The sequence below is a fragment of the Dyadobacter sp. SG02 genome (genome assembly GCF_900109045.1).
Classification (GTDB): domain Bacteria; phylum Bacteroidota; class Bacteroidia; order Cytophagales; family Spirosomataceae; genus Dyadobacter.
On record NZ_FNYL01000012.1, the window covers coordinates 191,675 to 214,972 of the forward strand.

19 protein-coding genes and 1 riboswitch are annotated in these 23,298 nt (G+C 52.0%); of the genes, 7 read left to right on the forward strand and 12 right to left on the reverse strand.

Going from position 1 to position 23,298, the window contains the following annotated elements:
* Window positions 1-49: 49 nt before the first annotated feature.
* Window positions 50-1,159, reverse strand: a complete 1,110-nt coding sequence (locus tag BMW93_RS25690) for a glycoside hydrolase family 26 protein (RefSeq protein WP_409013117.1) — start codon at window positions 1,157-1,159, stop codon at window positions 50-52.
* A 214-nt stretch (window positions 1,160-1,373) separates the two neighbouring features.
* On the opposite strand from BMW93_RS25690, the gene BMW93_RS25695 reads away from it, so the two are divergent.
* The 4 genes from BMW93_RS25695 to BMW93_RS25710 all read left to right on the forward strand — a co-directional run bounded on the left by BMW93_RS25695 (window position 1,374) and on the right by BMW93_RS25710 (window position 4,324).
* The gene (locus tag BMW93_RS25695; RefSeq protein ID WP_090383134.1) at window positions 1,374-1,850 is read left to right on the forward strand and encodes an Lrp/AsnC family transcriptional regulator; all 477 of its coding nucleotides are present in this window, start codon (window positions 1,374-1,376) and stop codon (window positions 1,848-1,850) included.
* A 7-nt stretch (window positions 1,851-1,857) separates the two neighbouring features.
* The gene (locus BMW93_RS25700; RefSeq protein ID WP_090383136.1) at window positions 1,858-2,805 is read left to right on the forward strand and encodes an EamA family transporter; all 948 of its coding nucleotides are present in this window, start codon (window positions 1,858-1,860) and stop codon (window positions 2,803-2,805) included.
* A 1-nt stretch (window position 2,806) separates the two neighbouring features.
* The gene (locus BMW93_RS25705; protein WP_090383139.1) at window positions 2,807-3,670 is read left to right on the forward strand and encodes a chromate resistance protein ChrB domain-containing protein; all 864 of its coding nucleotides are present in this window, start codon (window positions 2,807-2,809) and stop codon (window positions 3,668-3,670) included.
* A 78-nt stretch (window positions 3,671-3,748) separates the two neighbouring features.
* Window positions 3,749-4,324, forward strand: coding sequence for a hypothetical protein (locus BMW93_RS25710; protein ID WP_090383306.1), 576 nt, complete (start codon window positions 3,749-3,751; stop codon window positions 4,322-4,324).
* A gap of 6 nt (window positions 4,325-4,330) precedes the next feature.
* Here BMW93_RS25710 and BMW93_RS25715 read toward each other — a convergent pair whose 3' ends face one another.
* The 4 genes from BMW93_RS25715 to BMW93_RS25730 form a co-directional block, all read right to left on the reverse strand.
* Window positions 4,331-4,585: a hypothetical protein gene (locus tag BMW93_RS25715; protein ID WP_090383141.1), complete on the reverse strand. Its 255-nt coding sequence runs from the start codon at window positions 4,583-4,585 to the stop codon at window positions 4,331-4,333.
* A gap of 205 nt (window positions 4,586-4,790) precedes the next feature.
* The gene (locus tag BMW93_RS25720) at window positions 4,791-6,233 is read right to left on the reverse strand and encodes a SusD/RagB family nutrient-binding outer membrane lipoprotein (RefSeq protein WP_218147737.1); all 1,443 of its coding nucleotides are present in this window, start codon (window positions 6,231-6,233) and stop codon (window positions 4,791-4,793) included.
* A gap of 14 nt (window positions 6,234-6,247) precedes the next feature.
* Window positions 6,248-9,442 carry a SusC/RagA family TonB-linked outer membrane protein gene (locus BMW93_RS25725; protein WP_090383143.1) on the reverse strand — a complete coding sequence of 1,065 codons (3,195 nt, stop codon included), beginning with the start codon at window positions 9,440-9,442 and terminating at the stop codon, window positions 6,248-6,250.
* 131 nt (window positions 9,443-9,573) lie between these two features.
* A complete protein-coding gene (locus BMW93_RS25730; protein WP_090383145.1) occupies window positions 9,574-10,752 on the reverse strand; it encodes a cysteine desulfurase family protein in 1,179 nt (392 codons plus the stop codon).
* Window positions 10,753-10,866: 114 nt separating this feature from the next.
* Window positions 10,867-10,960, reverse strand: a riboswitch (SAM riboswitch).
* 133 nt (window positions 10,961-11,093) lie between these two features.
* Between BMW93_RS25730 and BMW93_RS36350 the strand changes: the two genes are divergently transcribed.
* The 3 genes from BMW93_RS36350 to BMW93_RS25740 all read left to right on the forward strand — a co-directional run bounded on the left by BMW93_RS36350 (window position 11,094) and on the right by BMW93_RS25740 (window position 12,102).
* A complete protein-coding gene (locus BMW93_RS36350; RefSeq protein WP_409013118.1) occupies window positions 11,094-11,213 on the forward strand; it encodes a hypothetical protein in 120 nt (39 codons plus the stop codon).
* Between the two features lie 128 nt (window positions 11,214-11,341).
* Window positions 11,342-11,761 (forward strand): DNA-binding protein, encoded by a 420-nt coding sequence (locus BMW93_RS25735; protein ID WP_143061726.1) that lies wholly within the window; start codon window positions 11,342-11,344, stop codon window positions 11,759-11,761.
* Window positions 11,740-12,102 carry a hypothetical protein gene (locus BMW93_RS25740; RefSeq protein WP_090383150.1) on the forward strand — a complete coding sequence of 121 codons (363 nt, stop codon included), beginning with the start codon at window positions 11,740-11,742 and terminating at the stop codon, window positions 12,100-12,102. Before BMW93_RS25735 ends, BMW93_RS25740 begins: the two co-directional genes overlap by 22 nt.
* Before the next feature lie 73 nt (window positions 12,103-12,175).
* Here BMW93_RS25740 and BMW93_RS25745 read toward each other — a convergent pair whose 3' ends face one another.
* Genes BMW93_RS25745 through BMW93_RS25775 form a run of 7 tightly spaced genes read right to left on the reverse strand, consistent with a single transcriptional unit; the run spans window position 12,176 to window position 23,281 of the window.
* On the reverse strand, window positions 12,176-13,549 hold the full coding sequence (locus tag BMW93_RS25745) for a sulfatase (RefSeq protein WP_090383153.1): 1,374 nt from the start codon (window positions 13,547-13,549) through the stop codon (window positions 12,176-12,178).
* Window position 13,550: 1 nt separating this feature from the next.
* The gene (locus tag BMW93_RS25750) at window positions 13,551-15,017 is read right to left on the reverse strand and encodes a sulfatase (protein ID WP_229240807.1); all 1,467 of its coding nucleotides are present in this window, start codon (window positions 15,015-15,017) and stop codon (window positions 13,551-13,553) included.
* Window positions 15,014-16,444, reverse strand: a complete 1,431-nt coding sequence (locus tag BMW93_RS25755) for a sulfatase (RefSeq protein WP_229240810.1) — start codon at window positions 16,442-16,444, stop codon at window positions 15,014-15,016. Before BMW93_RS25755 ends, BMW93_RS25750 begins: the two co-directional genes overlap by 4 nt.
* A gap of 15 nt (window positions 16,445-16,459) precedes the next feature.
* On the reverse strand, window positions 16,460-17,851 hold the full coding sequence (locus BMW93_RS25760) for a sulfatase (protein WP_090383155.1): 1,392 nt from the start codon (window positions 17,849-17,851) through the stop codon (window positions 16,460-16,462).
* 18 nt (window positions 17,852-17,869) lie between these two features.
* Window positions 17,870-19,234, reverse strand: coding sequence for a sulfatase-like hydrolase/transferase (locus BMW93_RS25765; RefSeq protein WP_090383158.1), 1,365 nt, complete (start codon window positions 19,232-19,234; stop codon window positions 17,870-17,872).
* Window positions 19,235-19,287: 53 nt separating this feature from the next.
* The gene (locus BMW93_RS25770) at window positions 19,288-20,916 is read right to left on the reverse strand and encodes an arylsulfatase (RefSeq protein ID WP_090383316.1); all 1,629 of its coding nucleotides are present in this window, start codon (window positions 20,914-20,916) and stop codon (window positions 19,288-19,290) included.
* Window positions 20,917-20,941: 25 nt separating this feature from the next.
* Window positions 20,942-23,281 carry an arylsulfatase gene (locus tag BMW93_RS25775; protein WP_090383160.1) on the reverse strand — a complete coding sequence of 780 codons (2,340 nt, stop codon included), beginning with the start codon at window positions 23,279-23,281 and terminating at the stop codon, window positions 20,942-20,944.
* Between the last annotated feature and the right edge of the window lie 17 nt (window positions 23,282-23,298).

Here is a 23,298-nt window from a genome sequence, read left to right on the forward strand (position 1 = left end):
ATAACAGCTCAACGCGCAAGCTAGCCCGTCTATTTATAAAACGACGCATTTATTTATACACCTCCTTCAAATCCTTTTCAAACAAAGTGTAAGGATCATGGTAAAACTTCACAAAATCGGCTTCGCTGACCTGGCCGGGGAAGGGGGCGTAGTAGTGCGTGGGGCTTTTGGTGTCGTTGCGCCAGACGAGCACGTAGGCGAGCTGCAACTTCTCTGCTTTCAATGTTTTGAGCAATGTTTCCGTCCACCATGCCGGGTTAGGAATGCTTTCGAGGCCGGTTTCGGTGAAGGCAGCCAGCTTGCCGGCTTTCTGAGCATACTCCGAAACGATTTTGAGTTTCTTCGCGCCTGCTTCCAGGTTGTACTTGCCGTCGCGGCCGAAGTCCCCGTAGTTATCCATTCCCACCATATCCACCCATTCGTTGCCGGGGTAGCGTTCGAGGAATTCGTATTCGGAAGTGAATTTATTGTCAGGAGAAAACGCGTAAATGAAGTTGTGCACGCCCAGCTGGTCGCGCAGGTACGAGACCGTGAAGCGCCAGACTGCGATGAAATCCTCCTTCGAAGTATGCCCTTTGCCCCACCAGAACCAGTCGCCGTCAAATTCGTGGAACGGCCGGAAGATCATCGGCGCCAGCGTACCGTCCTTCCCTTTGACCGAATGCGCGAAATCGGCGATGGTTTTCAGGATCAGTTTGTATTGCTCATGATGCGAGCCCCCGGGTTTGATCAGCGCCATTGCTGGTTTTGAAACATCATCTTTCCAATAAAAACCACCTTCCGAAGCCGGATTGGAAAAATGCCAGGCCACAGTGGTAATGCCGCCGCGGTTATAGGTTGCCACCACATTCTTCCGCAATGCTTCGGCTGTTTTTGCAATTTCATCGACGGGTCGGCCCGAAAGCCCCATGAAATCGATACCAATCACCGCCGGATGCGAGCCGGTCACCGATTTTACATCCGACCGTTCGGCGTCGCCCGACCAGCCGTGCCCGTACTCCGTAGCGTGTTGGTGGCCGAAAAGAATGTTTTGTTCCGAAAGTTTTTTGAGGTTACGGTAGAGCGCGGTGGTTTCCGGCGTGGCTTTCGTATCGATTTGCGCTATTGCGGCAGCTGCACAGAGCAGTGCGCTTAACAGGCTCATTAAAAGTCTTTTCATGCGTGTATGGTTCAGGATTCGAGATAATGCAAAGATGGAAAATAATCGCATTCCGCACGATCGCTACTTATTTTGCGATAATTTCGAATAAAATTCTAAAATACCTACCCTATGACGAACTTTTATAAATATTCCAGTGTACTAACTGAACAATATTCAAAATATAAGTCAATTTTTTGAATATCATTCTATTTGAACCCCATCTCACAGCATCATGAACGGAACAGATATTGTTCTCGATAAAACCGACCTCAGCATTCTCCGCCTCATGCAGGAGAACGCGCGCATGACGAACGCCGACCTCGCGCGCGAGCTGGAAATGGCGCCCTCGGCGGTGCTGGAACGGGTCAAGAAGCTTGAACAGAAGCAGGTGATTGTCAAATATACGACGCGCATTAATCCGGTGGCATTGGGGCAGAGTTTACTGGCGTTTATCGCGATGAAATCTTCGGAAGGAATGGGGAGCAATAACACCGCGAAGGAATTGGCCAAAATCCCGGAAGTACAAGAGGTTCATCACATTGCGGGCGAGGATTGTTACATGGTGAAAGTCCGCACGGCCGACTCGGCGTCGCTCATGGACCTGATGCGCAACAAGTTTAGCAAAATACAGAATATCACATCCACACGCACGACGATCGTCCTGGAAACGGTCAAGGAAGAGCAACAATTAGTTATACCAGAAAAATGAAATCGCCATGCAAACATCAACAAAAGCTCCGTCAACCTTAATGGTGGTACTGGCATTCGCCACGGTCTACATCGTTTGGGGATCCACTTATTTCTTCATCCAGCGGGCATTGGAAGGTTTTCCGCCATTTTTCCTGGGTGCATTCCGCTTTATCATCGCCGGCTTGCTGATGCTGGGCTGGAGCGTCATGCAAGGTGAAGAAGTGTTTTCCTGGAAAGTAATGAAACCCGCCATTGTGACGGGTTTATTGTTGCTATTTGTCGGTAACGGCGTGATTATCTGGGTGGAACAATTCCTCCCAAGCGCAATGGTAGCGATTATGGTGTCGTCTGCCCCGCTGTGGTTCGTGCTTTTGGATAAACCTAAATGGTCGGAGAATCTGAGCAACAAATCGACGATCGTCGGCCTCGTGATCGGTTTTGCGGGGGTGATATTGCTGTTTTACGAAAAAATAATGGCCACTATGTCGTCGATGAACAGCAGCCGCGATTTGTTTGCGATGGTACTCGTCGTATTCAGCTCCATGGCCTGGGCGGGTGGTTCTTTGTATTCCAAATATAACTCGGTTTCCAACTCCGCCACCGTCAACTCGACCTGGCAAATGCTGGCCGCGGGTATCGCATTCATCCCCGGCACCCTGATTTCCGGCGAATGGGCCGCCATCGACATTTCAGCGATCCCCGTGAACGCATGGCTCGCCACCACATATCTGATCTTTATTGGTTCCATAGCGGGGTTCAGTGCTTATGTGTGGCTCTTAAAAGTGCAACCGGCTACCAAAGTAAGTACCTACGCCTACGTCAACCCCGTCGTAGCGGTGCTGTTAGGCATCTTCTTCGCACATGAATCGATTACACCATTACAGATTTCCGGGCTGATCGTGATTTTGGGTAGTGTTCTTTTGATTAATTTACACAAATACAGAAAACCCAAACAGGTAGCAGCCACTTGCTGATATGAAATGGATCACCCGTGAGCGTCCGAAGATAGACCGCCTGGCCTGCCCATGGCTTATCCGGCGTTTCATTGATCCCAATGCAGAAATCATTTACGTGCCCGAGCACCAGGTAATGCAGCAAGCCGCATTACTTGGTGCGACGCCGTTCGACATCCCCGGCGTCGAATTCACGCATTATGACGACCAATGCACGTTCGATTACTTTATCAAAAAGTACGAATTGAAGGACGCCGCATTGAGTGTTATGGCGCCCATCGTGCGCGGGGCGGATACCGACGACCACACCCTGGCGCTGCAATCATCGGGATTGTGGGCTATTTCCGCGGGACTGGCTTATAACACCCAGGACGACCAGGAGCTGCTCGAAAGAGGCATGCTCATTTACGACGCACTGTACAGCTGGGCCTCGCATTTACGCAAGGAAAAGCACACCCAAAGCCCCACCGAGCATTTGCTTTTGCAGATTTATAAAACCTATATCAGTAATAAAAGGGAACAGAAAACCAAGGTGCCGGCCTGGACCAAAGAACTTAAAAACCTCATTCAGGACCATATTGATACCAATCTGAACCTCAATCTCAAAATCGCATCCGAAGAACTGGACGTAAACCCTGCTTACCTGTCGAGGGAGTTTTCGAGGTATTTCGATAACCTTTCCTTCGGTGAGTACATCCGGAAGATGCGGATCGAGAAGGCCATTCAGTTGCTCGAATCTTCGGGAGATACCCTGGCCGAGATCGCTTACCTCACCGGCTTTTCGGACCAGAGCCATTTCAACCGGGTTTTCAAGGCCCATACCGGGCAGACGCCCTCGGAATACAGAAAATCTTTCCGAAAAGGTAAAGGAAATCCAAAACGTTAAATCCGTTCTATCCTGCCCGCGCATTGGTTTTTAGAATTGCATGACGGTTTACCCGTTTTCATTCTAACCAACCTGTTTATGCTCCGTTCTTTTACCGGAAAACTCCTTATTACGCTCAGTATCATCATTTCGCTTGCATTGGGCACCGCCTGCGCGCAACAGCAGGCGCAACCCGTGTCCGCGCAAGCGAGCGCCGCCACACCTGCTCCTACCCCCGCGCCCGTGTACCCGCGTGTGGCAGGTTACGTCGGCATTCTGCACCCGATTGTGACGTTCAGCAACGAAGGTACTACCACCAATTTCGATAGCTATTACGTGGTGGGATTACCTACCGGCATTAATATCTGGAAAAGTCCTAAAATAGGTTTCTCGGCGGAGTTTGTACCGCTGATAAGGGCTGAGAAAGGTACTAGCAAGATGGCGAATTTCCTTTTTCACCCGGGTATTCTCGTGACATTAGCACCCGGGCTTACCTTCGCCGGCCGTGCCGCGTTCGAAACGGCCGGGAGGTATGGCTTTACGCCGGTTTTGAATAAAATCGTGAAGAAAAATAAGCACAGCGGCTATTTTGTGGCGGTGCCGGTGCCATTTCGCTTCGGGAACGGGCACCCGGCTTCCGTCACGGTAGGATTTCAATTTGGAATCACATTCTGATCACGATCAACAACAAAGTGAGCTATCCATAATCCGTTCAACTTCTGAAATGTCGCGGTTGCGGCGGATCAGCGTCATGACTTTTTCAAAATCGATCAGCTGGGATGCTTCGAACGCGATCACGCCCACGAAACTTTTGCCTTTGCTGATAAAATTCAGATGCTTGATCTTCGCCCCGTTTACAGATTCCACACTGGAAGTAATTTTGTGCAGATTCCCGGCATTCCGGTAAATGATCCGGAGAAAAAAGGTTTTGCTCATTGTTGTTGTTATTTATGTGGTTTGTTGAGAATATTCTTTTTTTGACCATGGACCGCCGACCTTGGGCCCTATTTGCTATCAGAACTTTATAACAAGCATGGTCTGTGATCGATCGTCCATGGTCAGCGCCGCGAACGGCGCCTTACTATCATTACGCCCCCCAGCCCCGTTAAGTGCCAGTACGCCACATTAAATTTTGTTAAAATTAGAATGCGTCGAACCAAAGCCGGGTCGTCAGGCGGTCTTCGCCCTGGGCGGCTACGGCGGCTTTGTAGTTGGCTGCATTGAGGGCTTGCTCGCCGGTCGGATATGTGAGGCGAAGCGGTAATTTACCATTCAAAACGCCCGCATAGGCCGGTTTTAGCTGCGGATAATCGAGGCGGCGCCATTCCGCGAATGCTTCCAGGCCCTGGCTGAACAACGCCAGCCATTTCTGCTCCCCGATCGATTTTTTGTAGTTCGCAGCATTGAAAGTTACGGACGGCTGAGCGAGGTAAGCCGCAATATCCGCATTGGATACTTTAAACTGCTGCAACGAGGCCGTCACCGCCGCTTTGTACAAATCAGACGCATTCTCAGTAATAAAACCGCGCTGTGCCGCCTCCGCAAAATTGAACAAAACCTCCGCATAGCTTACAAAAACCGCCGGTGAAGCTGCCGCCGTGAAGTAATCGCCCAGTTTAGAGGTTTTGGTAAAGCCCAGTTTCGCCGCCGAATCGGCAGGAAGGCCGTTCGTTACCCCAATGTAGCCGATAGGCGTTGCATCGACGGTTTTGTTGGCAAAAACAGCGAGTCGCGGGTCTTTCAGTTCCTGCAACTTATCGATGATCGATTTACTCACGCGGTAATCGTCGCGCGTCTCGCGGTCGCGGGAAACAGGGTTCTGGTTCGGCGATGCGAGGTAAATCAGTTGTGCGATCTCGTCGTTCGATGCAATGAGGGCATTTTTGTCTTTGGCTAGGTCGGCTACCACGGCTTTCGCGGTTTCGGGCTCCTTGTCCGCAATGCGCAATGCAATGCGCAGGCGCAGGGAGTTCGCGAACTTCTTCCATTTCGTCAGGTTTCCATTGTAAACGAGGTCGCCGCTAATGGGAGAACCGTTTGTATCGATCAGCTCGGTTGCCTTTTTCAGGTCATTTAAAAGACCGAGGTAAACGTCCTTTTGCGAATCATATTTCGGCGTGAGCGTTTCGTTCAGTTTCAATGCCTGGCTGTACGGAATGTCGCCGTACAAATCGGTCAGCAGCTGGAACGACCACGATTTCAGGATCAGACCTACCGCCTGGTAATTGGTGTTGCCGCTCTCCTCCCCGAGCTTAATAATCGTTGCAAAATCGGTCAGCCCCTGTGAATAGAGGTTCGTCCAGACGTTTTGCACGTTGGTAATGCTCACGGTATACTTGTCCGGGTCGGTATATTGAATTTTAGCCCAATGCTGGATAAACAGCGTGGTAGTTTCCATCGAAGCATCCGAGCCGAGCGTCAGGTCCGCATTGGACTTGATCGCATTGGCCAGCAAATATTCCGGCTGTGCCTTGATCGCCTCGTTCGGGTTGGTATTTGTTTCTTCAAGCTGATCCTGGCAGGCCGTAAAGAGCAGGCCGGCGGCAGCGATCACAAATCCTTTGGTCATGTTATTGGTACGCATCGATATGGGTCAATTTAAAAGCCTATTGAAATGTTGAAACCGTAAGAAGCGGTTGTCGGCAGCTGCAACGATTCAAGCCCCTGGCCCGTGTTGCCGGTGTTGAAAGCCGTTTCAGGATCGATATTGTCCGCTTTCTTTTGCAGGAACGCCAGGTTGCGTCCGTACAGCGAGAGGATCAGGCTTTGCAATTTGAATTTGGAAATGAATGTCTGCGGAACGGTGTAGCCGAGTTTTACTTCGCGCAGCTTGATGAACGATGCGTCGAATACGCTCGCTTCGTTGATACCCGCGCTGTTGCTGTAAACACCTTTGTAATAGCGCTCCGCCGGAACGATCACCGTGTTCGGTTTACCGTCGGTGGTTACTCCTTTGGCAATGATACCATCGTCGTACACGACCGCGCCCGAGGGGGCAGCGGCGGCATTGGCAATCTGTACCGCTACACCAGCCTTGTTGTTACCGGGGTAATAGTAGGTCAAACCGCCGTGATCGGCATCACGACCTTGCAAAGTCGATTTCAGCACGCCTGTATAGCGGCCCGTCGCATTGGTAGCCGAGTAAATAGAGCCTCCTTGCTTTGTATCAATCAGCACGCTCAGATTAAATCCTTTGAAAGAGAATGAGTTATTAATTCCGCCCATCCATTTCGGCGTGTAATGTCCCAGTACTTGCAGACTCGGGTCCCTGGTAGGTAATCCATTGCTACCGATGATCTGCTCGCCGTTTTCGCTGCGCGCAAATGCGGACCCGAAGATCGCACCGTAACCCAGGCCCTTGCTCGCGTAAACTGTGACGCCATTGGTACCGAGCTTATAATCATTCAGGAAGCCCTCGTCATCCAATTCCACCACTTTGCTACGGTTTCTGGAAAAGTTGATGCCGATATCCCATCTGAAACCCGATTCTGTTTCGATCGGCTTCACATTCAGCATGGCTTCGATACCGCGGTTGTTGATGTGGCCGGCGTTCAATAGCTTTTGCTTGTAACCCGTCGCCGGGCTCACGTCCGCACGCAGGATCTGGTTATAGCTATCTGTATTATAATAACTTACATCCAGCCTAACCCGGTTACGGAACAGTGCCACATCCGCACCGATCTCGGTCGATTGGGTGATTTCGGGCTTCAAATCCTCGCTCAGGAACACATCCGAAACCGTCAGCAAAGGCGCCGCACCGAACGGCTGGTTGAACGGAAAGGTATTCACCAGCTGGTAAGGATCGGTATCCTTGCCCACCTCCGCCCAGCCGCCGCGGAGTTTGGCGTAGGTGAGTACATTGGATTTGATATTGAATGCGTCGGTCAGCACCAAACTCGCATTCACGGATGGGTAGAAGTACGAATTGTTGCCGGTAGGCAATGTAGACGACCAGTCGTTACGGGCCGTGAGGTTCAAAAACGCGTAATTGCGGAAGCCCAGCTGTGCGGAACTGAATGCGCTGTAAACCTTTTGTTTACGCAGCACATTGTAAGAAACCAGCGGGTCGCGCGAGTTATTCAGCGTGTACAGGTCGGCTACGGCCAGGCGTGGCGCCTGCTGGTAGTTCTGCTCGTTGAAATTGCTTCGGAGGTTCCCGCCCACAAGCCAGTCGAGCTCGAAATCGGTACTTACGTTTTTGTGAAAATTGAAATTGAAGTCGGTATTGTTCTCATTCACGACGTAGCTGTCCTCGGTATAGGAGCCATATGGCGTTCCATTGGTCCCGTACGCGACTTTGAACTTGCGCTTGTCGTTATAGTAGTCGTTACCCGTACGCACATTGGCTGTGAGCCAATCGGTAATTTTGTAGTTCAAATTTACATTCCCAAAAAATCGGTCACGGCGCTGCTGGGCGGTGTTTTCGTATTGCAGCAAGTAAGGGTTGCTGTAATAGCTGTGATTCCAGTTGTAATCGAAACCGCCTTTGTTGTAATCCTTCAACAACTCGGTATCCACCTGACGTCCGAACCACAGGAATTGCAACATCACGCTGCTCCCCCGGCCCGACGTTCCGGGCAGGTTATCCGAGCTATTCCGTGCAAAATTGGCGCTGGTCGAAAGTGTCAGCTTGTTGTTCAATCGGTAAGTCGTATTTACCCCGAATGAATTCTTGGAAATATCCGTATTTGGGATCACGCCGGTTTGCTTGCTGTTGTTGAATGAGAAGCGGTAATCGACCTTATCGTTCGAGCCCGCCACGGACACCCCCGTCGTGCGCGTGTGGCCCGTTACGAAGAAGTTTTTGACATTATCGGGATGCGCCACGAATGGTACCGCCTCGCCGTTCGAGAAGAATTGCGGGATCAGCCGGCCGTCCATTCTCGGGCCCCAGCTTTCGTCCGTCGCGTCGTTGATACCGCCGCCTTTTCCATTCACATAAGAGAATGCACCACCCGTTCCCTGACCGAAAACATTCTGATATTCAGGCAATACCAGTAATTTTTCAGATGAATACCCAAAATTCACATTCACGCCCAGGCCACGTTGCGTGCCTTTACCGCTTTTGGTTTTAATCAAAATCACCCCGTTGGAAGCGCGTGAACCGTACAATGCAGCCGCATTCGGCCCTTTCAGCACACTGATCGACTCGATATCGTTCGGGTTGATGTCCGCGATCGCATTCGCGAAGTCGCGCGAGCCATTGGCACCGGCGCCCAGCTGCGAGTTATCGACCGGGATACCGTCCACCACGAAAAGCGGCTGGTTGTTGCCCGCAATCGACGTTTCGCCCCGGATCACGATCCGCGACGAGCCCATCCCGCCCTGGCTATTGGTAATGTTCACACCCGCGATCTTGCCCGAAAGTGCATTCACCAGGTTCCCCTCCCGCGCTTCGGCCACGTCTTTGGTCTGCAACTCCTGCACCGCATAACCGAGCGATTTCTTCTCTTTGGCAATGCCAAGCGCCGTCACGACCACTTCCTGCAGGATCGTCTCGTCGCTTTCGAGCTGCACGTCGAGCTTGCCGTCGCGCGGGACGGCTAATTCAATGGATTTTAAACCGATAAACGAAAATTTCAATATAGAACCGGCGTCAGCCTCGATCGCGTAGCTGCCGTCGCTGTTGGTCGTTGCGCCTTTGGAGGTGCCTTTGATGAGGACCGTAACGCCGGGAAGCGTTTCACCGGTGGTGGAGGTCACCTTGCCGGTGACCGGGATCGTCTGCGCCCGCGCCGGTTGCAGCCAGGCGACACTGAACAGGAGGAAAATCAACACTAAATTTCTTCTCATGATGTGGATTGGAAGTTAGGGACAGCTTAAATGGTTGTGAATCAATTATTACTCTACTTATTTTATAGATTTAATATACAAATGTAATATAATCGGTGGAAATGCAACATCCGGGCGCCACTTTCAGGTCGTCAGGCCCAGCTTGCGATCCTTTTCCAGGCTTTGCCGGTTGCAATGGCCGGGTCGGATTCGTAGATCCGCACAATGGCATCCACCACGTGATCCAGCTCCTCAAACGTGTTGAACTTGCTGAACGAGAACCGTACATTCTCCTTATCGGCCTCGCACGCCAGTGCCTGTATCACATGCGACGCGCCCCCGCCCTGGCAAGCGCTCCCGCCCGAAACCTGAATACCCAACTGGTCCAGCTTTGTAACGACACTTCCCGTACTCAAACAGGGAAACGAGACATTCAATACATTAGCCACACTATTTTCGATGGATTTACTCTCGCCATTGTAACAAATCCCCTCGATCCCGCTGATCGCCAGCTTCGATACCAGGTACTGTTTTAATTTACAGATTTTGGTCTGGCTCGTTTCCAGGTTGCGGTACGCTACTTCCAAAGCCTTCGCCAGCCCCACAATCCCGACGACATTTTCGGTACCACCACGCTGGCCACGCTCCTGGCCTCCGCCGTAAATCAGCGGTTTCAGCTCGTGTTTTTGGTTGATATAAACAAAACCTACCCCTTTCGGACCGTGGAACTTATGTGCAGAACCCACCAGAAAATCAATATCGGCGCCCTGCAAATCGAAACGCGCCTTACCCATGGTCTGCGTGGTATCGGTAAAAAACACGGCATTATACCGCCGCGCCAGCACGCCGATCGCGTGGATGTCGGTCAGGTTCCCGATCTCATTGTTCCCGTGCATGAGCGCGATGAGCGTGCGGGGGTTTGCCCGCAGGAGATTTTCGAGGTGGTAGAGATCCACATTGCCACGCTCGTCGAGCTTCACATAACTCGTTTCGATGTCACCCTCTTTCTCGTGGCGCTTCAATGTTTGCAAAACCGCCTTATGCTCGATACGGCTTGTGATAACGTGGTTCAGCTCGTAAGCCTGAATCGCACCGGATAGCGCAAGGTTTATGCCCTCGGTCGCGCCGGCGGTGAAGTATATCTCTTCCGGCGAAGCATTCAGCAAATGCGCTACCGTGCGGCGAGCATTATCCACCGCCTCTTTTACCCTTCTTCCGGCACCGTGTGCCGACGAAGGATTGGCATAATGTGTGGTCAAAAATGGCAGGATCGCTTCTATCACTTCCGGGTCCGGCGCGGTCGTAGCTGCATTGTCCAGATAAATTTCCATGTGCCTCTGGTTTGTTGTTGATCAAAGTTTGTTGTCGGCAAAGCACAGATCACCCGTGGCCAGACAGCCTGATTTACTGCACGATACCAGTTTACTAACGTGGTTGGATTTTCAGATTTATCAATAGAATTAGGTTGGGGCACCTTGACGAGTCACAGGTTGCCAGAAGATCACAGAGCCTAACCTCTCCCTTCGTTCTCAATAAATCTACAAATTCGATAGACAAAGATTGATAAAAGATTTTAAGAATGCAAAAAAACGAGGGCGTTTTTTACCGTTGAAATTTGAACGAGGGCGTTTTTTCAATATTTTTACCTTCGTTCTTAATACGCAGGTAACATATCAAAACCGTCGGAAACTACCTGAAAAGCCTGGAAGAAAAGAATTTCCTGCAAAGTGTAACAGTTGGAAAAGAGAAGCTCTATCTGAACTTCCGGCTTATGAATGTGCTGAAAAGTTAAAGCACCAACCTCAATGCACCCGCTTGCACATCCGTCAAGTGACTTTGCACATTTGATTCTTGATCCAACTGCAACAAATCCTAGTTTGCTTTTAACTTATTCATCTGCAAACTAAAATCCATCAGACCTTGGCAAGTGCTGCTACTTTGAAATTACTGGCGCTCGAACGGCTGCGCGATGCGGAATGCCTCATTGCGAATGGCAATATTGGTGGTGCGTACTACATCGGTGGCTACGCGATTGAGCTGGCTTTGAAAGCGGTGGTTTGCAGAAAGCTGGATATTGAGATGTTTGAGAAAGATGCGGTGCCGAGGCATATCTCGAAATCTTTTATGATTCATGACCTCTCCGACCTCATTACACTGGCAGGGTTATCGCGTGAATTAGAAACCCACTGCCGGTCCGACTCTGCTTTTCAAATAAGCTGGTCACTAGTATCAGACTGGTCAGAACAACGTAGGTATGACCTGGCATGCCAGCCGGAAAAAGCTAAAATTTTCGTATTTTCACTCAAAATTGTCATGCTATGGCTGCAAAAGAGTTGGTAGCAACGCTCACCAAAGTGTTTCAGGAAGCGAAGAATGAAGGGCTAATCGTAAATGCGATCGGACTCGCCCCGGCGCATCATGGCATGGTAAAAAATCGGTTCGTACTGGGTGTGAGCGCTCCATCCCTTTCCGGGGTACATAAATACGATAAGATGGCAATCATCATTACGTTGCTTTGGTCGAAACTTACACTTGACGAGCGTGGAATGATTGAGCGAGTTCGGGTGTTCGACAACGAGGAAATCCTGGATGATCTTAAATACAACGATTTCGAGGATTATCCCTACGAGGGCTACGATGGCATTCAACGAAAACTGCCTCAGCTATATCCTGTGGAGTAATGCACTTCCAAACAAGGGCGTTTTTCTTCATTTTTCGCCCTCGTCCAAAAAACGCAGGTAAAAAACGCCCTCGTTATTTCACCTCTTTTTTCAATTCCCCATACCGCCTCCTTAGCTTCTCCAACCGTAATTTTTCCGAGCTTCGCTTCGCCAAATTCACTGTCTCATGCGGGTCCTTCGCATTGTCATAAAGCTCCTCATACCCATGCTCGGTATAAATCATGTATTTCAAATCCGGGGTCACAACACCTTCCACTTTCGGCAGGCGGGGGCTGCCCAGGTAGGTGTGTTCGTAGAAAAAATCCTTGCGGGCTGGTAACTTCTTTTGCTCGACGGCGAGGAGGTTGTAGCCCTGCACTGCGCGCGGTGCGGCTACGCCCGCGACGGAAAGAATAGTTGGCGCAATATCGATATTCAATGCGAGCTGATTGGAAGACCGACCTTGCAGGCTTTTCGGCAACGCGCCGCCAGAAATGATCAGCGGCACGCGAATGGATTCTTCAAAACCGAACCACTTCCCCTCCAAACCATGCTCCCCAAGCGAAAAGCCATTGTCACCCATGAAGATGATGAGGGTATTCTGGTCGATTTTCAGGTCTTTGAGCTGCGCTACCATATTTCCCACTACTTCGTCGACGCCGGTAATGAGGCGGTAGTAGTCGCGGGTGGTTTGTTGTCGGAGTTCCGGAGTCGATAATAGCGGTTTCCACCGGTCGCGGCCAATGTTTTGCTCGGTGCGAAAGAATGCCGGAAGACTGTCCCAATACTGCGGCGCGGCCGTGAGCGGGTCGGGGATTTTTACGTTTTCGTATAGTGACTTGAAGCGTTCCTGAACGGGATACTGCGGCGGATTGCCGTCGAGTTCATGCGGCGCTTTGAAGCTTACCGAGAGACAGAAAGGGGCTTCCTTACCCGCAAAACGTTCGAGAAATTGCGTAATATCCTTACCGACGCTATCGGTATGGTGGATGACATGACCACTTTGATCGACCAGCTCATAGGGTGGCTGGCCTTCCTTTTTCGCAGCCCAGTAATCGAACAGCGTATCCGGCTGGTTCTTCACCCCGATCCCGAACTTACCTATAAAACCAATCTTGTAACCCGCCTTTCTCAGCAATGCCGGATAGGTATCGGCCAATGCGGCCGGTTTGAAATCAGTATTAAAATCATTGATCCCGTGCCGCGACATGTATTGTCCGCTCAGCAAACTGGCTCGACTCACCATGCATATGGCCGTGGTAACGTGGGCATTCCGAAACAAAATGCCCCGTTTTGCCAGCGCATCGAGATGCGGGGTCCGGATGACCTTGTTACCCATCGCACCCAGCGCGTCCCAGCGGTGGTCGTCGGTAAGAAGGAAAATGATATTGGGCTTTTTTGCCTGTTGCGCGAGCGCCGTACACGTATACGCGAGTGCCAGCGCGATGATCATTAGTGTCTTTTGCATATTACAAACCACTCACACGAAGACTGTCCTTGCCGTCGTACCGGTAATTCCATTGCCGCATGTATTCATCGGCGGTGAGGAACCGGTCTTTGGCTTCCGCGAGTTTCGTCGTGAGCGCTTTTTCGAGTTTTGCCTGCACCGGCGCGTACGCCGGTGAGCCTATGAGATTTTTCAGTTGATAAGGATCTTTTGCATTATCGTACAAAAGCCACGGACCTTTTAAATCTCTCACATAAGTATATTGTTTCGTGCGAATGCCGCGGTACTCCTTTCCGCCATTCAGGAAATTGTTTTCATGAAACGGCACCGGTACTTGTATTAATGCCGACTCGTCGCCGGTTGCTTTCTGTTTACCACTTAACAGCGTGGCATAATTGGTACCTTCCACGCCCTGAGGAATCTTGATATTACTGATACCCAATAAAGTAGGCAGGATATCAACATTCGAAAAAGGCAATGCAAGTTCTCGCTTCGCATTGCCCAGCCCCGCCGGGTAATGCACGAGCAACGGCACCAATATCGATTCGTCCCAGGGTTTCTGTTTCCTGACTTTGCCCTGAGAATAAAGCATATCCCCATGATCGGAGGTAAAAAGCAGGATCGTATTTTCTTCAATACCAGCCCTTTTTAATGCCTCAAGAAGGTCACCGGCCGATTTATCGAGCGCGGTGCAATGTGCATAATAGCCCGCCAGGTCCTTCCGGGCTTTTGCTTGCAGCGAATCGGGTACATTTGGCCGGAGTTTCAACTTCGCGGGGTCGTATATTTTGCGGTAGGCTTCCGGCGCGGTCTGGTAGGGATCATGCGGCGGTCCCCACGAGAGTACCAGCAGGAACGGGTTATTTTTATTTCTGTCAATAAAGCTGATAGCACTATCGGTCTGCGGAAACGCGTCGTAGCCGCTCCACTCGTGGCGCACATCGTTTTCATCGAAATAGAACGAGCTATTGTAATCGTGCGTTACTTCGCGGGCCTTCCAATAATCGAAGCCCTGGCGGCGGTCGGCCGGAACGGCGCGGTTGCGGGCGGCGAATTGCTTCTCGTTGTTGGCCTGCCCGTTGATATGCCATTTGCCGATGTAGCCGGTTGCATAACCCTCTTGTTTGTAAATCTCGGCCATTGTAAGCGCCTCATTCCGCAAAGGCCTGTCATTGTAAAACACCCCATGCGTGAGCGGGTACTGGCCCGTGAGCAGGCTCGCCCGCGCGGGGCTGCATACGGGCATCACGGAAACGGCGGTCGTAAAAACCACACTCCGTTGCGCCAGTTTGTCGAGATTGGGCGTTTTCACATCCGCATTACCCGCATATCCGAGCGACTGCGCATTCCACTGATCGGCAAGTACTATCACGATATTAGGCTTGCGCGGCGCTGGCTTCCGGTCGGTTTTCAATGCAAAACCGGTTGCCATCGCCAGCACAAGGCCCGCGATCGACAACCGGATCACATTTCGGTATTGTAAAATCATTTCCCTGCCGCTTGCTCCGCTTCCGGATATCCTTTTTTCAACAACACGGCCAGCTCATTGACGGTAATGACGAAATTATTATCCTTCGCCAGGTTGGTAAACTCGCCCGGGTCTTTCTGGTGATCGTAGAGTTCCACACCTGCCCTGCCGCCGTCCCATTCGGTATAGCGGAAACGTTCCGTACGTATGCTGCGGCCGAAAATCTGGCCTCTCTTAACCTGGGTGTAAGCAGGCTTATTCCACGGAGCAGCCGGGTTTTTCAGCAATGGCGTGAGGCTTTTGCCCTGCAAATTCTGCTTCGGATCGAGGCCGCAGAGTTCTGCCAGGGTCGGGTAAATATCAACCAACTCCACGGTGCGGGCGGATGCTTTGCCTTTCGTCCCGCCCGGAACCGAAATGATCAGCGGCACGCGTGCGGAGTTTTCGAAGAGGCTTTGCTTCATCCATTGTCCGTGCTGGCCCACATTGTAGCCGTGGTCGCTCCAAAGCACGATAATGGTTTTCTCGGCGAGTTTCAGTTTGTCAACGGCATCGATGAGTTTCCCTACCTGTGCATCCATAAAACTGATGGTTGCATAATACCCGCGTAACGCTTCACGACGTTTCGCTTCGTCCAGGCCCCAGTGGGGCGGTTTGGTAAACAATGCAGCTTCGGGAACATCGTCGAGGTCGTTCGGGATCTCTTTGGGAAGCGGTACCTGGTCTACCGGGTACATATCGAAATATTTCTGAGGCGCCACATAAGGGGTATGGGGCCTGAAAAAGCCCACAGCCAGGAAAAACGGCTCGTTCTTTTTCTCGGTCATGATCTTGATGGCCTCGCTGGCGATCATCCCGTCGGTTTGTTCCTCGTCCGTCCCTTCCGTCGCACGCCAGGCCAGTGCGCTTCCCAGCCCACGGTCCGGCGTGAGGTTTTTGATCAATGGCTCCTCGGTTTTATCACGACCTTTGGGGTTCACCCGGTGGTTCCACGAATCGGGGTCGTCCAGGCCGTCGGTGCCGATTTGCCCCGGCACGCCGTAATGGTAAATCTTGCCTACCCGTGCACTGTAATAATCATTGTTTTTAAAAAGCTGGGGTAACGTGACAACGTCCGGCAGATTTTTGCGGAAATGCGTCTGCAACTCATAAATCTTCGTCACATCGGGCCGCTGGCCCGTAAGCAGCGAAGAGCGACTGGGGCTGCAAAGCGGAAACTGCGTATATGCCTTATCGAACCGCACGCCCCGCCGGGCCAGCCGGTCGATATTCGGGGATTTCACGAATGTGTTCCCGTAAGTACCCAGGTCGTTGTTAAGGTCATCGACCGCGATGAACAGGACATTGTATTTCGGCTTAGCCTTCTCGTCTCCGTCCGGGGCTGCCGATACCGCAAAAGGAGTGAGTGAAAGCGCTGCCAGCGCCAGCAATGCGTATTTTTTCATCATAACTTATGGTTTGATTTATTCTTTGCCCTCTTTCACTGTCGGGGCGTCCTTCGCGTCGGTTTTCGGCAAAGACTTTGCCAGTTCCGCCTTCACCGACGCATATTTCGCATCCTTTGCCAGGTTCTTCCATTCCTGCGGGTCTGCGTCGTGGTCGTAAAGCTCCTCCGAGCCGTCGTTGTAGCGGATATACCGGTATTTTTCGGACCGTACCGCGTGATTGCCAAATCCGTGAGTTGTAACCGAGACATGGCTCCACGCAGCTGCCGGATTTTTCAGCAACGGCACGATGCTGTTTCCTTCCACGCCTTTTTTGGCAGGTAATTTACACAATTCGGTGAGGGTAGGGTAAATATCCATCAGGTTCACGGTGCGTTCCGAAACGCCGCTCGCTTTCGACAAGCCCGGCGCATAAACGATAAACGGAACCCGCGAAGCCTCTTCCCACAGTGCGAATTTCCGCCAATGTTCCTTCTCACCCAGGTGCCAGCCATGATCGCCGAAGAAAACGATGACCGTGTTTTTGGCATACGCACTTTTTTCCAATGCATCCAGCAAACGACCGATCTGCCCGTCCGCGAACGTAATGCTCGCCAGATACCCCTGCACGGCCTTTGCCCATTGCTTATGCTCTACAATAAACTTGTGATCGCCCTTCGGCTTCGCGATTTTCACCCCCGCATCCGGCACATCCTGCAAGTCGTTGGCAATGGTTTTGGGTAGTTTAATGGAGGACAAGGGATACTGGTCAAAATACTTCTGCGGCACATACCAAGGCAAATGCGGCCTCGTGAAACCAACAGCCAGGAAGAACGGCTTTTCATGTTTATCCTTTAAAAAACCAATCCCTTCATTCACAACCTTATAATCACCCATATCCTCATCCTGCACATTCACGGGGCTCCAATCGAAATGCGCGAAGCCGTTTACCGGTGCCTTCGGAGGCTCCGGCGATTTGGGAATACCGAAATAGGAAGGCCACGAAGCATTGTCGTTGAATGCATTATGAAAAATCTTGCCTGCTCCTTTTACTTCGTACCCATTGGCCGTGAAGTATTGCGGAATAGTCACAGCGTCCTTCAAAACCGGCCGCCACGGCTGATTGTTATGGTAAACCCCTGAGCTCGACGGCCTCACGCCCGTGAGCAGGCTCGCGCGCGACGGGTTACACGCAGGCGCGGAGCAATAGGCCCTTTTGAAAATCACCCCCTTTTTCGCCAGCTTGTCGATATTCGGGGTTTTAATGCCGGGATACCCTTCAAACGGCCCGATCCAGTCGTTCATATCGTCGACCGCGATGAAGAGGACGTTGTATTGGTTGTCCTGCGCTTTGGCGTTTTGGGCAAATGTGTCCAGCCCCGGCAGTATCGCGAACGCCAGTAATACGCCACGTTGAAATTTTCTGATCATAGTATTTATTTTAATGCATTAATCCGCCTTATCCGCAAACGCCGGGTCGGGTTCCAAGCCGGGCAATATCACTTTCGCGACGCCCGGGTCGCCGAATTTCCAGGCCGGGAGCTTATCCATTTCCGCCTGAAAAACCTTTCTGATCTTCTCTCCTTCGACGCCTGCCTTGCCCGATGCAATAGGGTTCTTTTCTTCAATATCCTTTTGCAAATCATAAAAACGGCCGTCGGAATAGAGCTTGTAATGCCGGTCCCTGAAAAAGCGGGCCGATTGCTTGTTGGCCGCTTCCGAGTGAATGGGCTGGTAATGCGAGAAAATCCATTTCCGCGGCGTGCCTTTTTCGCCTTTGATCTGCGGCAGAATGCTGGTACCGTCGGTATTCCAGCCGGCAGGCACTTTTACATTTGCGGCCTGCGCGATGGTGGGGAGTATATCCGTGAAATCGACGAGATCATTGGTTTCGTGGGTTTTGTAACGCCCGGAGCCCCAGTTGACGATCAAGGGCACGTGATGCCCGCGGTCGATAGTGAGCCCTTTGCCGCCTTGCAGCTTGCTGCCGTCTTTCAGCTGCGTCACGATCGGCCTGCCGGTGCCGTTGTCGCCGGTGAAAATGATGATGGTATTTTCATACAGTCCCAGCGCTTTCAGTTTTTGCACGATCTTGCCTACATTTTTATCCAAATAGGAAACCATATCCCTGAAATTCGCCGTATCCTTCTTAAAACGCCCTTCCACGTCCGGTTTCCAGCTTTTGCTGTCGGGCGTCGGCAGGAAAGGGTCATGCACGAGCGCCATCGGGAAATAGGCCAGGAACTTGCGGTCCTTATTCTTTTCAATGAAATCGAGCATATAATCGGTGAAAATATCCGGCCCGTAATCGTCGGCATCCGTTTTCAGGATTTCGCCGTCGCGATCGATGAGCGGTTTGGCGTAGCGTTCCCCCTCGCGGCGTGGTTTACTGAGCTGCCAGAGGCAATACTGGTCAAAACCGAAGTGTTTCGGCAGTCTCTGATTGGCGCCGAGTTGCCATTTGCCGGCAATGGCGGTAGTGTAACCCGCCTCTTTCGCCAGGTGCGCGAAAGTCTTCTGGTCCTGGTTCAAAAAGCCGAATTCGGAGTAGTTCTTATAGTTATACTTCCCGGTCATGATCTGCACGCGGGAAGGCGTGCAAAGCGGTTGCGAAAAGCCATAGTTGAATTTCAATCCTTCTTTGGCGAGTTGGTCGATATTCGGGGTCTGGTAGGTGCTTCCGTAGGTACCAATGCATTCTTTGCCCATATCGTCGGCCAGGATCAGGACGATGTTCGGCGTTTGCTTCTGCGCCAGCGCCGGGGCGAGTGCCAGGAGCGTCAGGAGCAGGGTCAGGTGTTGTTTTAGGGTCATGGGTTGTCGGGTATGGTCAGACATTGTCAAGTGTTGTCGGGTATGGTCAAATATTATTTCCCGTTTCCGGCACGGGCTTCCTGTTTGGCTTTATCATAATCGTAAAACCACTTGAAAGTCTTGTCATAATCCTCGGCGCCTACGCGTTTGTACCATTCCTCATATTTGGCCACTAGCTTTTTAGCGATTTCAGGCTGCTTGTCGAACTGGTCGTTCAGCTCCGTGCGGTCCTTCTCCACATCATACAACTGCCATTTTTCGGTCTTTTCCGCCACGAGTTTCCATTTGCCGTCGCGGATTGCGCGGTTGCCTTCGTGTTCCCAGAAAATAGGGTTCTTGCGGTTGATGGGTTTCCCGGTGAATGCCGGTTTCAAGCTCGCACCTTCCAGAGGCTGGATGGTGTTACCGGCATAAGTTGACGGATAGTTAGCATTACCCAAATCCACGAGCGTGGCCATAATGTCGATAATATGCGCGGGCTGGCGTTCGAACTTGCCGTTGCGCGACGCCGGGATGCCCGCGGGCCACGAGATAATGCCCGGCGACGAAATGCCGCCTTCGTGCGTATGGTGCTTGTAAGCCCAGAACGGCGTACAAGCCGCTTCCGCCCAGCCCTGGCCCAGGAAAACGGTCGATTTGGCCGTACCGGGCTGGTCGCCTTCATAGCGGCCTTCGATGCCTGGTTCAGCATTACCGCCATTGTCCGACACAAACAAAATGACAGTATCGTCAAAAACGCCCCGCTTTTTCAGGCCCGCCACCAGGTCGCCGATGCTTTTGTCGAGCCGGTAGATCACCGCCGCGTAAATCGCCATCATATCGTCATAACGCTTCTTCTCCGCGTCGCTCAGGCTGTCCCATTTCTTCACATTCGGGTTAATCGGCGGCAGTTTCCACGACGGGTCCACAAGACCTAATTTGATCTGTTTCTCGTACCGTTCCTGGCGCAACTTTTCCCAGCCTTTGAGATACTTACCGCGAAATTTGGCAATATCTTCTTCGGGCGCCTGCAATGGGAAATGCGGCGCATTATGCGCGAGGTAAAGCATAAACGGCTTTTTCTCGGCCACCGCTTCGTCGATGAACCGCAGGCCGTAATCGGTCCACAAGTCGGTCGAGTACCAATCCTTCGGCAGCTTATCCGAGTCGTTCGGAATTTCCTGACCATTCAGAAACAGCTTGGCATTGTTGCCATTGGCATAATAAAAACCTCCCGCAGGCGCATGCAGCGAGCGGTCGAAGCCGCGGTTTGACGGGTACACGCCGTGCTGGTGACCGACGTGCCATTTACCGGTCATAGCCGTAAAATAGCCCGCGCTTTTCATTACCTCGGCGATAGTGACGCTGTTATGGTTCAACTGACCCCGGTAGGCCGGGTGATCGGTGCCCTTATCGTCCATCATATGCCCGATACCCGCCTGATGGCTGTAAACACCCGTGAGCAGGGCCGCGCGCGTGGGGCAGCAGCGGGCCGTGTTGTAAAAATTGGTCAGTCTTACGCCGTTTTGCGCCAGTTTATCCAGGTTAGGCGTCGGGATTTCGCTGCCGTAACAACCTAGATCGGCGTAGCCGAGGTCGTCGGCGAGGATCACGATTACGTTGGGCTTCTTCTGGGCGAATGCGGCCTGTGCTGCAAATGCAAGCACAAGCAACAGCAGCCGGCTGAATTGTTTTTTATACATATTCATTGATTGATAATTTTAATAACTATTGATACCGGATCGTCACCTTCTTCAACTTGCCGGTGAATGCAAACGGCGACTGGTACTGGTCCGAAACGGCGAATTTCTGGTCGCGGCCCACATCCGTACCGTCGATCTGTCGCGGGCCTTGCACCTGCGCCTGAGTAGCCGCGAAATTGCGCTCGCCTACCTTTTCCTCATTGATATATACCGTCTCCTTCCCTACCGACTTGCTGCCCTCCGACGGCCCGGTGAACTCATACACCAGTTTGAAATGCACCCTACCGGTCGGAACAGCATTGGTTGAAGCCAGATGGTACGAATCCCGAGCGGTGTTATGCGCATAATGCAGCTTCCCATCCTTCAAAAACAGGCTGATGCCGCTCTTTTCCCCTCCTACTGCAAAAAGCACGCCCTCTTCTTTTCCGGTCGCAATATCCGCTTCGGCATCCACCGTGAAAGAACGTCCGTCATAAAGCGGGCTGCTCACGCCAACGAGGTTATCTACGCCCGGAAATAGGATAATCTCGGGTATTTTGCCGTACACCGTCCTGCCCGCGGGCATATCGTGCGCGGTGAAATCTTTGAGCGGGTACACATTATACTTCTTCGCCTCCTGGTCGAAAACGGCCTGCAACTCTTTCAGCTTTTCCGGGTTTTTAGCGGCCAGGTTAATGCGCTCGTTGAAATCCTCGTTCAGGTTATACAATTCCCACACATCCTTGCTGAAATCCACCGACTTCCCCGTCGGATCGGCCTTGCTGCCCGCATCGAAACCTTCCCAAACCGAATGTCCTTTCGAAGCCTTCCAGCCGTCTTTGTAAATCGATAATGCGCCCGCGATCTCGTAATACTGCACCGTATGTCGCGAAGTCGCATTCTTCTGATCTACCGAATAGGCCAGGCTCGTGCCCTCGAAAGGCTCTTGCTTGTAGCCGTTGATCACCTTCGGCGCCTCGGCTTTCGCCAGTTCCAATGTTGTAGGCAAAATGTCGTTCACATGCCCGTACTGGTTGCGGATACCACCCTTCTCCTTAATGCCTTTGGGATAATGCAAAATCATCGGATTGCGCGTGCCGCCTTCGGTATTCGCATCGCCTTTCCAGTAGCGGAACGGCGTATTGGCTGCCGCCGCCCAGCCGATCGGATAATCGGTGCTCGACTCGTCGGTACCGATCAGGTCGCGGGCATTCAGAATGGCATCGATCCGCGCCTCGCCTTGCAACCGGTTGATCTGCGGACTGATGGTACCATGCTCGGTACCGCCTTTGCTAGCGCCATTATCACCCAAAATCACCGCTATGACTGTATTATCTAGCTGGTCGATCTGTTCGAGGTAGTTTACAATGCGGCCGATCTCATAATCGGTGTAAGTATAAAATGCGGCATACACTTCCATGAAATGCGCATAGGCTTTCTTCTCCTTCTCCGAAAGCGTCGCCCATTCCTTCACACCCGGGTTGCGCTCGGGGAGCACGGCGTTTTGGGGGATAATGCCCAGCTTCTTCTGTTTTTCGATCACGATCTCGCGATACTTGTCCCAACCCATGTCAAACTTGCCCTTGTACTGGTCGATCCACTCCTTCGCCACCTGGTGCGGTGAATGCGTGGCGCCGGTGGCGAGGTACAGGAAGAATGGCCGCTCGGCATCCACCGACTTCTGGTTCGCGATGTATTTGATGGCCTTATCGGCCAGCAGTTCGTTCAAATGTTTGGTATTAGGCTCAATATCCAGCTTCGTCACATCCTCCCAAAGCTCGGGATGCCACTGGTCGGTGGCGCCGGGAAGGAAGCCGTAATAATGGTCGAAACCGCGCCCGGTCGGCCAGCGGTTGAATGGCCCGGCCTGGGAGTTTTCGGTCACGGGTGTAAGGTGCCATTTACCCAATGCATAAGTAGCGTAACCGTTTTCCCGCAACACCTCGGCCGCCGTACCTTTCTCGAAAGGAATGTAGGTATCATACCCCGGAAAATCAACCGCAGCCGGCGTTAGCAAACCGACATGTGCCGAATGGTGATTCCTGCCCGTGAGCAGGGCCGCGCGCGTAGGCGAACAGATCGCCGTCGTATGGAAGTTGGTAAAACGCAAACCATTGTTGGCCAGCTTCTCGATGTTCGGGGTTTCCACCAACCCGCCGAATGCGGTCGTAGCCCCGAAACCCGCGTCGTCGATCAATATCCAAACTACATTCGGCGCGCCTTTCGCGGCTCTTTTGTTGTATTGAATGTGAAACGGCGTCGATTCCTGCAAGGTCTTGCCCGCCTTGCCATTCCACGGCTGCTGTGGGCTATGCTGCGCCATTAGTGGCTGAATGGACAGACCACCAGCCAGCATTACGGCACTGATTTTGAATAAGTTCTTCATTTTATTTTGGTATAATA